The 9,249-nt window shown below is 71.6% G+C and carries 8 protein-coding genes and 1 pseudogene; 6 read left to right on the forward strand and 3 right to left on the reverse strand.

All coding sequences use genetic code 11. The features are described 5' to 3' along the window. Together FJ108_16695 and genX are read right to left on the reverse strand one after the other, a co-directional pair. The coding region (locus FJ108_16695) for a radical SAM protein (GenBank protein MBM4337527.1) at positions 1–726 on the reverse strand (726 nt) is incomplete at its 3' end. Beyond that, positions 723–1,712 carry an EF-P lysine aminoacylase GenX gene (gene genX, locus FJ108_16700; GenBank protein MBM4337528.1) on the reverse strand — a complete coding sequence of 330 codons (990 nt, stop codon included), beginning with the start codon at positions 1,710–1,712 and terminating at the stop codon, positions 723–725. The genes FJ108_16695 and genX, both read right to left, overlap by 4 nt. Between genX and FJ108_16705 the strand changes: the two genes are divergently transcribed. Beyond that, positions 1,686–2,462 (forward strand): glycerophosphodiester phosphodiesterase, encoded by a 777-nt coding sequence (locus FJ108_16705; protein ID MBM4337529.1) that lies wholly within the window; start codon positions 1,686–1,688, stop codon positions 2,460–2,462. The genes genX and FJ108_16705 overlap by 27 nt on opposite strands. Here FJ108_16705 and FJ108_16710 read toward each other — a convergent pair. Continuing rightward, entirely contained in the window at positions 2,419–3,147 is a 729-nt protein-coding gene (locus tag FJ108_16710) for a TetR/AcrR family transcriptional regulator (GenBank protein MBM4337530.1), read from the reverse strand. The genes FJ108_16705 and FJ108_16710 overlap by 44 nt on opposite strands. Positions 3,148–3,247: 100 nt before the next feature. Between FJ108_16710 and FJ108_16715 the strand changes: the two genes are divergently transcribed. The 5 genes and pseudogenes from FJ108_16715 (at position 3,248) to FJ108_16735 (ending at position 9,121) form a co-directional block, all read left to right on the forward strand. Beyond that, positions 3,248–5,182 (forward strand): pyrroloquinoline quinone-dependent dehydrogenase, encoded by a 1,935-nt coding sequence (locus tag FJ108_16715; protein ID MBM4337531.1) that lies wholly within the window; start codon positions 3,248–3,250, stop codon positions 5,180–5,182. Positions 5,183–5,220: 38 nt separating this feature from the next. After that, on the forward strand, positions 5,221–6,594 hold the full coding sequence (locus FJ108_16720; GenBank protein MBM4337532.1) for an aminotransferase class III-fold pyridoxal phosphate-dependent enzyme: 1,374 nt from the start codon (positions 5,221–5,223) through the stop codon (positions 6,592–6,594). Then, positions 6,591–8,300 (forward strand): sulfoacetaldehyde acetyltransferase, encoded by a 1,710-nt coding sequence (gene xsc, locus FJ108_16725; protein MBM4337533.1) that lies wholly within the window; start codon positions 6,591–6,593, stop codon positions 8,298–8,300. Before FJ108_16720 ends, xsc begins: the two co-directional genes overlap by 4 nt. Positions 8,301–8,395: 95 nt before the next feature. Beyond that, complete coding sequence (locus FJ108_16730) at positions 8,396–8,719, forward strand: hypothetical protein (protein ID MBM4337534.1); 324 nt, start codon at positions 8,396–8,398, stop codon at positions 8,717–8,719. A gap of 141 nt (positions 8,720–8,860) precedes the next feature. After that, positions 8,861–9,121, forward strand: a pseudogene (locus tag FJ108_16735) (SGNH/GDSL hydrolase family protein). Positions 9,122–9,249 lie beyond the last annotated feature (128 nt).

Below are 9,249 nucleotides of genomic sequence, written 5' to 3' on the forward strand. Positions count from 1 at the left end.
CCCCACGCCCGCGAGCAGGACCGTTTGCGCGAGCACCGGCAGCCCCGCATCCACCAGTCGCGCGACCGCGGCGCGCGTCGGCTCGTCGAGCTCGCGCGCGTGGTTGGCGTGCAGCACGATCCAGACCGCCTTGTTCGCGCGAAGCGCGGCGACGAGCTCGGCGTCGACGCGTTCCGGCTCGGCCGCGGGCACGCGCGTGTGCACGCGGATCACGCCCAGGTGCCCGATCGCGTCGAGCCTGCGCACGATCTCGCCGAGCCTGCGCGGCGAGAGGATCAGCGGATCGCCGCCGGAGAGGATCACCTCCCAGATCCGCTCGTCGCGCGATATGTACGCGAGCGCGGCGTCGAGCTCGGCGGGCGAGAGCGACTCACCGCCCGGGCCGACCGCCTCGCGCCGGAAGCAGAAGCGGCAGTACACCGCGCAGGTGTGCGTGGGCTTGAGCAGTACGCGGTCGGGGTAGCGGTGCGTGATTCCCTTCACCGGTGAATACGCCGCGTCGCCGATCGGATCCTCGCGTTCGTCGCTGGCTATGGCGAGCTCGGCGACGCTCGGCACGAGCTGCCTCGCGATCGGATCGGCGGGGTCGGCGGGGTCGATCCGCGCCTGCATGGCCGGCGTGATCGACACCGCCCAGCGCGACGCCACCCGGTGTAGCGCCTCGAGCTTCTCGGCCGGCACCAGCCCCGCCTCGGCGAGCTGGTCCGGGTCGCTGATCCGCTTCATTCCGCGTCCACCGGCGCCCAGAGCACGTCCTCGATCCGCTCGGCGCCGGTCGCGCACATCACGAGCCGGTCGAAGCCGAGCGCCATTCCCGCGCTCGCCGGGAGCCCGTGCTCGAGCGCGGCCAGGAAGTCACCGTCGATGGGATAGCGCGCTCCGTAGAGCCGCGCCTTCTCGGCCTGATCGCGCTCGAAGCGGAGCCTCTGCTCGGCGGCGTCGGTGAGCTCCGAGAAGCCGTTGCCCAGCTCGAGCCCGGCGACGTAAAGCTCCACGCGCTCCGCCACGCGGGTGTCGGCTGGCTTCGCGCGCGCGAGCGCCCCGAGGGCGATCGGCCAGTCGTAGAGCAGGGTGGGGCGGCCGACGCCGAGCTTCGGCTCGATCTGGTTCAGCAGCACGCGGAAGAACTGATCCTCGTAGGTGTCGCCCGGGCCGGGGACGAGCGCGAAGACGTCGAGGCCGGCGTAGCGCGAGAACGCATCGGCGACGCGGAGCCGCTCCGCCGGAAGTCGCGGATCGCAGTCGAGCCCGCGAAACGAGAGCCGCGCGCTTCCGCTCGCGTCGAGCGCCGCGCGAAGCAGCGCCTCGCAGTCGTCCATCAGCGCTTCGTAATCGCGGCCGGCCCGGTACCACTCGAGCATGGTGAACTCGGGGTGGTGGGTCGACGAGCGCTCGGCGTTCCGGAACGCGTGCGAGAGCTGGAAGATCCGCGGCAGGCCGGCGACCAGCAGCTTCTTCATCGCGAACTCCGGCGAGGTGTGCAGGTAGCGCAGTCGCTCGCCGGGCCGGTCGGGCGCGCGAAGCCGCGTCTCGAACGCGAACAGGTGTGGCTCGAGCCCGGGCGAGACCTGCAGCGCCGGCGTCTCGACCTCGACGAAGCCCTCGCGCGCGAAGTGCGCGCGCAGGGCGGTCGCGATCCGCGCGCGCGCATCCAGGAAGCCGCGCCGCCCGGCAAAACGCTCCGGATGCCAGAAGGGCCGCGGGTCCGACACGCTCGTTCTCCTCGGGGTCGCGGGCAGCTTAGCCTTTGCCGTGCTCCAATGGCGGCGATGCCGGCCGTTCGTCCGATACGCCCGCACTGCATCGGCTTCGCGCACCGCGGCGCTTCGGCCGACGCGCCCGAGAACACGCTCGAGGCGTTCGCGCTGGCGCTGCGGCTCGGGGCGACCGGGCTCGAGAGCGACGTCTGGATCACCGCCGACGGCGTGCCGGTGCTGGACCACGACGGCCTCATGCCCGACGGCACTCCGTTCCGCGAGGTCGCGCGCGCGGCGCTGCCCGCTCACGTGCCGGCGCTGCGCGAGCTCTACGACGCCTGCGGGCGCGGCTTCGAGCTCTCGCTCGACGTGAAGGATCCCGATGCTGCGCCCGCGGTCTCAGCGGTCGCGCGCGAAAGGGGTGACCCCAGGCGGCTCTGGCTCTGCCACTGGAACTGGCGCGTGGTCGCCTCGTTCCGCGAGCTCGACGCGAAGATCCGCCTGGTCGACTCGACGCGCGTCGCCGTGATGCGAACCGCCCCGCGCGAGCGCGCCGGGCGAATGGTCGCGCTCGGAATCGACGCGCTGAACCTGCACTGGAGCGACTGGAGCGAATCGCTCGCCGCGGAGTTCCGCGCGCGCGATCGGCGACTCCTGGCCTGGGACGCGCAGGACGAGTCCGCGCTCGGCGTCGCGCTCGCGCTCGGCGTCGACGGGGTCTTCAGCGACCACGTCGCGCGGATGATGCGCGCGATCCGGAGCTGAGCAGGGCGCTGGCGAGGAATTCCACGACGGTACGCCTCGCGGACGCCTCGTCGAACGCTTGCGGCGCGGGGTCCCAGTGGCGGTGGACCGCCCAGAACACCAGCGTCTCGAGCACCAGGCGTGCGGCGACCGGCTCGTCCGAGAAGCGGCGCAGCCGCCCGCGCCGCGCGCGCTCGTCGAGGTAGCGGCTGAGCCGCGCGAGCGCGCCCCCGCGGCCCGCGCGGTTCCAGACCCGCGCGAGCTCCGGGTAGTCCGGCGCGCAGCGGTCGAGAAGCTTGATGCCGGTGCGGTTTCGCGAGAGCAGGTCGTACAGCTCGGCGAGGATCTCGGTGACCTCCGCGTGCAGGTTCACGACGCGCCTGCGCAAAAGCGCCGCGTCGAGCGACGGCAGTGAGTTCTCGGCTGCGAGCTTTCGCCGCACCATCTGGAGCGTCGCGCCGGCCTGCGGCGTCGGCACCGGGAGCGCCTCGGGAAGCGCGATCGGCGCGGGCCGATCGGCGAACCGGAGCACGCAGTCGAGCAGGGCTTCCTTGCTCTCCACGTAGGTGTAGATCGATCCCTTCGAGACGCCCATCCGCTCGGCCACGTCGGCGATCTGCGTGCGCCGGTAGCCCTGCTCGAGCAGCACGGCCGTTGCGGCCTCGATCAGGTCCTGGAAGCGGCTCTCGGGAATCGCGCGCGGCATGCCGAGATTGTAGTTGACCGGCTCGGTCAGTCAAATATACTCGGCCGCGATCCGAAGCGATCGCGAGGAGAGGCGAATGGGACGGACGTCTCGGACAGTCATGTTTGCGATTCTCGCGCTCGTCGCGGCGCGCGCGGCCGCGCAGGCCGCGCCGTCAGACTGGCCGGTCTACGCCGGAAACGAAGCGGGGCACCGCTACTCGCCGCTCGCCGAGATCCACCGCGGCAACGTCGCGCAGCTTGTCGAGGCGTGGCGCATCCGCACCGGCGATCTCGACGCGGTGCCGCCGCCGCCGGGCCACATGGCGTTCCAGGCCACGCCGATCCTGGTCGACGGACTGCTGGTGCTGCCGACGCCGCTCGGCCGCGTGCTCGCGCTCGATCCGGCGAGCGGCGCCGAGCGCTGGCGCTTCGACGCGACCGGGACGGAGCGCCGCTATCCCGAATTCACCTCGCGCGGCGTGGCGTCCTGGCAGGACGCGGAAGCGAAGCCCGGCGCTCCGTGCCGCCGGCGCATCTTCGCGGCGACGTTCGAGTCGCGGCTCTTCTCGCTCGACGTCGCCACCGGCAAGCGCTGCGCCGACTTCGGGCGCGACGGCGAGGTGTCGCTGCGCGAGGGCGTCGGCGCGCTGCACGACTGGGACTACACGATCACCTCGCCGCCGCTCGTCGCGGGCGACCGGGTCGTGGTCGGCTCGGCGATGAGCGACAACCAGCGCGTCGACATGCCGCGCGGGATCGTGCGCGCCTACGACGCGCGCAGCGGCCGCCTGCTCTGGGCCTGGGACCCGATTCCGCGCAGCGGCGAAGACCCGGCGTTCCGCGAGTGGAAGTCCGAGCAGGCGGCGCGCGTGGGCGCGGCCAACGCCTGGTCGATCCTCTCCTACGACGCGGAGCGCGAGCTGGTCTTCGTGCCGACCTCGAGCCCGAGCCCCGACTACTTCGGCGGCGAGCGCGTCGGCGACAACCGCCACGCGAACTCCGTCGTCGCGCTGCGCGCGAAGAGCGGCGAGCTGGCCTGGCAGTTCCAGGTCGTGCACCACGATCTCTGGGACTACGACGTGCCCGCTCAGCCGGTCCTGACCGAGATCCTGCACGAGGGCCGGCTCGTGCCGGTGGTCGTGCAGGCGACCAAGATGGGCTTCCTGTTCGTGCTGCACCGCGACACCGGCGTGCCGGTGTTCCCCGTCGAGGAGCGGCCCGTGCCGCCGAGCGACGTGCCGGGCGAGGTCGTCTCGCCGACGCAGCCCTTCCCGACGGTGTATCCGAACCTGGTCCCGACGACGCTCTCGCCCGACGACGCGTGGGGTCTCACGCCGCTCGACCGCGAGAGCTGCCGCGAGAAGATCGCGGCGCTGCGCAACGAGGGCATCTACACGCCGCCGAGCCTGCGCGGCACGCTGATGTTCCCGGGAAACGCGGGCGGCACGAACTGGGGCAGCGTCGCGATCGAGCCCTCGCGCCGGATCGCGATCGTGAACCAGACCGTGCTCGCCTACGCGGTGCAGCTGATCCCACGCGAGAAGTTCGAGGCCGAGAAGGCGGAGGCGGGCCGCGGGCTGCTGGGCCTGCGGGAGTTCGCGCCGCAGGCGGGAACGCCGTACGGGCTGCGCCGCGAGCCGCTGGTCTCGCCGGTGTACCTGCCGTGCAACCCGCCGCCCTGGGGGACGCTCGCGGCCGTCTCGCTCGACACCGGAAAGCTGCTCTGGCAGGTGCCGCTCGGAACCGTTCCCGACCAGCTGCGGATTCCGATTCCGATCGACATGGGGCTTCCGAACCTGGGCGGGCCGCTCGTCACCGCGGGCGGGCTCGCCTTCATCAGCGCGGCGATGGACGGGATCCTGCGCGCGGTCGACCTCGACACCGGCGCCGAGCTCTGGAGCGATCGGCTTCCCGCCGGCGGCAACGCGAATCCGATGACCTATCGCGCCGCGGACGGACGGCAGTACGTGCTGATCGCGGCCGGAGGACACGGAAAGCTCGGCACCCGGCGCGGCGACTGGGTGGTCGCCTACGCGCTGCCGCGGCCGGGCTAGCTTCCGCGACGGGGCGCCGGTCGCGTACTCTCTCGGCCATGTCACCCCGCGAGCCCGCGCAGCGCCATCTGATCCCCCACTTCACGCGCAGCGCGGTGTGGCGCGCGGCCGACCTGCCGGTGCTCGAGCGCGGAAAGGGCTGCTACGTCTGGGACACCTCGGGCGAGCGCTGGCTCGACGGTCTCTCGGGCCTGTTCTGCGTGAACATCGGGCACGGGCGCGAGGACCTCGCGGACGCGGCGGCCGCGCAGATGCGCAAGCTCGCCTTCGCCACGAACTGGGGCTACGCGCATCCGCCGTCGCTCGAGGCGTCGCGCATGATCGCGGAGCTCGCGCCGGGCGATCTCGACCACGTCTTCTTCGTGAGCTCCGGGTCGGAGGCAGTCGAGTCGGCGCTGAAGCTGGCGCGGAACCATCACCTCGCGCGCGGCGAGACGAAGCGCGTGAAGGTGATCGCGCGAACCTGGTCGTACCACGGCACGACGCTGGGCGCGCTCTCGGTGACGGGCATCCCCGCGATGCGGGAGCCTTTCGCGCCGATGCTCTGGGACGGCGTGGTGCGCGTGCCGAACACGCTGGACGCGGAGCCCGGCGCGCCCGGCGCGAGCGCCCGCGAGCTGCCCTGCGTGCGCGAGATCGAAGCGGCGATCCTGCGCGAGGGGCCCGAGAACGTCTCGATGCTGATCGCCGAGCCGGTGCAGAACGGCCGCGGCGCGGTCGTGGCGCCCGACGGCTACTGGCCGGAGCTGCGCAGGATCTGCGACGCGTACGGCGTGCTGCTCTGCGCCGACGAGGTGATCAACGCCTTCGGCCGGCTCGGGCACTGGTTCGCGAGCGACCGCGTCGGCGTCGTGCCCGACCTGATCACGTTCGCGAAGGGCGTGACCTCGGCGTACCAACCGCTCGCGGGCGTGGTCGCGCGGCGCGGGCTCGTCGAGGCGATCTGGGATTCGCCGGGCGGCTCGTTCGTGCACGGCTCGACGTTCGGCGGCCACCCGGTGGCGACGGCGGTCGCGGTCGCGAACATGACGGCGCTTCGCGAGGAGAAGGTTCTGGAGAACGTGCTCGCGAACGAGGGCTATCTGCGCGCGCGCCTCGAAGCGGTGGCCGCGCGGCACGCCTGTGTGCGCGAGGTGCGCGGACAGGGCTACTTCTACGCCGTCGAGCTGATGGCCGACCGCGAGTCGGGCCGCGACCTCGACGCGGCGCAGACCGCCGCCCTGCGCGGAGGGCTGCTGCTCCAGTACATCCGCGAGGCGAAGATCCTGATCCGCCCCGACGATCGCGGCGCCACGTTCATGGCGATCGCGCCGCCGCTCGTCGCCGACCGCGCCGTGCTCGACGACGTGGCCGAGCGCCTCGATCGCATCTGCACGAGAGTCGACCAGTTCCTTGGAGGGAAGCCCCGATGACCCGGATGTCTGCCAGCGAAGCCTTCGTCGAGACGCTCGTCGCGCACGGCGTGACCGACGTGTTCGGCATCGTCGGCTCGGCCTACATGGACGCGCTCGACCTGTTTCCGCCCGCGGGGATCCGCTTCTGGTCGGTGGCGCACGAGCAGAACGCCGCGCACATGGCCGACGGATACAGCCGCGTGACCGGGCGCCACGGCGTCTGCATCGCGCAGAACGGGCCGGGGATCACCAACTTCGTCACCGCGATCGCCGCCGCGTACTGGGCGCACTCGCCGGTGGTGTGCATCACGCCCGAGGCCGGCACGATGGGGATCGGCAGCGGCGGCTTCCAGGAGACGGAGCAGCTGCCGATCTTCTCGAAGATCACCAAGTTCCAGACGCACGTGAACCGGCACGAGCGGATCGCCGAGCTCACGCACCGCGCGTTCGTGCTCGCGCTCGCGGAGCGCGGACCGGTGCAGATCAACATTCCGCGCGACCTGTTCTTCGGCGAGGCCGACTACGAGATCCGCGCGCCGCAGCCGCTCGAGCGCGGGCCCGGCGGCGCGCAGGCGCTCGAGGCCGCTGCGAAGCTGCTCGCCGGCGCGCGCTTCCCGGTGATCATGGCCGGCGGGGGCGTTCTGATGGGCGACGGCCAGCGCGAGCTGGTGGCGCTGGCCGAGCACCTCTCTGCGCCGGTGATCGCGTCGTACCTGCACAACGACGCGTTCCCCGCGAGGCATCCGCTCGCGTGCGGCCCGATCGGCTACCAGGGCGCGAAGTCGGCCATGCACGTGGTCGCGCAGGCCGACGTGGTTCTGTGTCTTGGCACGCGGCTGGGCCCGTTCGGCACGCTTCCACAGCACGGCATCGACTACTGGCCCAAGCAGGCGAAGCTGATCCAGGTCGATTCGGACCACCGCATGCTCGGCCTGGTGAAGGAGGTCGCCGTGGCCGTGCACGGCGACGCTCGCGCGGCGGCCGCCGACCTGCTCTCGCGCACCAAGAACCTGGAGGTGGCCGCGCACAAGACGCGCACCGAGCGGCTGGCCGAGATCGCGCGTCGCAAGCAGGAGTGGGAAGCGGAGCTCTCGGGCTGGTCGTCGGCGAACGGTTCGCCGGTCTCGCCGCGCCGCGCGCTGCGCGAGCTCGAGCGCGCGATGCCGAGGCGCGCGATGGTGACGACCGACATCGGCAACATCTGCTCGGTCGCAAACAGCTACCTGCGCTTCGACGAGCCGCTCTCGATGTTCGCGCCGATGATGTGGGGCAACTGCGGCTACGCGCTGCCGACCGCGATGGGCTGCAAGGTGGCCGCGCCCGACCGGCCCGCGATCGCGTACGTCGGCGACGGCGCCTGGGGCATGAGTCAGACCGAGATCATGACCTGCGTGCGCGACCGGATCGCGGTGGTCGCGGTGGTGTTCAACAACCGCCAGTGGGGCGCCGAGAAGCGCAACCAGATCGACTACTACGGCAGCCGCTTCGTGGGCTCCGACCTGGACAACCCGTCGTTTGCGGGGATCGCGCGGGCGATGGGCGCGGACGGCGTGACCGTCGACGCGCCCGACCGGATCGGAGACGCGCTGCGCGCGGCGGTCGCCTCGGGGCGCCCGACCGTGCTCGAGATCCTCTGCAACGACGAGCTCGGCGAGCCGTTCCGCCGCGACGCCCTGCGCACCCCCGTGCGCCTGCTGCCCAAGTACCGCGCGTTCGGCAATTGATTGGTTTCGTCTATGGATCTGATCGAAACTTTGTATTTCCCAACTCCCGATCCGGTCGCAAACCTTCCAGCCAACCCAAGCGGGAAGGAGACGACATGACTCCCACGGCAAAGATCAGCTTCGCGTTCGCGGCTCTGCTCGCACTGTCCGGTGTGTTCGGATTCTGGGTCGGGAACAGCCCGGCCTCGCTCTTCACGGGGCTCGTGCTCGGCTCGCTGGTGGCGGGCTTCGCGCTGGCCGGCCATAAGGGCTGGAGCCAGGCCTGGATGGGCAGCCTGGCGCTGGCCGTGGTGCTCAGCGGGTATCTCGCCGTGCGTGCCGCGGACTCCGGCTCGTACCTGGCCGGAGCGATGGCGCTGGCGGGCCTGGTGACGGCGCTGGCTCTGCGCGCGCCGGCCGCGCCCGCCGCGCGCCGCTGAGGTGCAGATTCCCCTTCTTCTGCAGCGATTCGGCGTGAGACACTCGCGCACGGCCGGCTGCGGCACGGGCCGCAGCCGGCCGTTCCTGTTCAGCTACGGAAGGAGGGGGAAGGTATGTTGCGCAGATTCACTGCATCCCGGATCGCGGCCTGGCTCGCGGTCCCGCTGGTCTTCGCGTTCGCGACGAGCGCGGCGGCCAGCACGGTCACACAGAACACGTCCTGGACCATCGATCGCGCCGGAACCACGACCAAGTACCGGGTCACCGCCTACGGTGACTCGATCTACGCCGGCTACTACAGCTCGATCTCGCGCGTGGCCAAGCGCGCCGGGCCGGGCGTCGACGGCGAGTATCTGCAGAAGCTCTGGAACAGCGACGTCGAGGTGATCCGCCGCGCGAAGTGGTAGTGCATCTTCCTTTCTGTAACGGCGCCAACTCCGAGGGTCGGAGTTGAGGTGGGGGGCCGATCTCGCTTTCCTTGTGAGCAACCACGCAACACAAGGAAGGAAGCGAAATGGCCCACCACGAG

This window comes from Deltaproteobacteria bacterium, assembly GCA_016875225.1.
In the GTDB taxonomy this organism is placed as follows: domain Bacteria; phylum Myxococcota_A; class UBA9160; order SZUA-336; family SZUA-336; genus VGRW01.

Coding starts and splice junctions, on each gene's coding strand:
- xsc (MBM4337533.1), top strand. CDS start 6,591: ATGACCCGGATGTCTGCCAGCGAAGCCTTCGTCGAGACGCTCGTCGCG.
- FJ108_16730 (MBM4337534.1), top strand. CDS start 8,396: ATGACTCCCACGGCAAAGATCAGCTTCGCGTTCGCGGCTCTGCTCGCA.
- FJ108_16720 (MBM4337532.1), top strand. CDS start 5,221: ATGTCACCCCGCGAGCCCGCGCAGCGCCATCTGATCCCCCACTTCACG.
- FJ108_16705 (MBM4337529.1), top strand. CDS start 1,686: ATGCCAGAAGGGCCGCGGGTCCGACACGCTCGTTCTCCTCGGGGTCGC.
- FJ108_16710 (MBM4337530.1), bottom strand. CDS start 3,147: ATGCCGCGCGCGATTCCCGAGAGCCGCTTCCAGGACCTGATCGAGGCC.
- FJ108_16715 (MBM4337531.1), top strand. CDS start 3,248: ATGTTTGCGATTCTCGCGCTCGTCGCGGCGCGCGCGGCCGCGCAGGCC.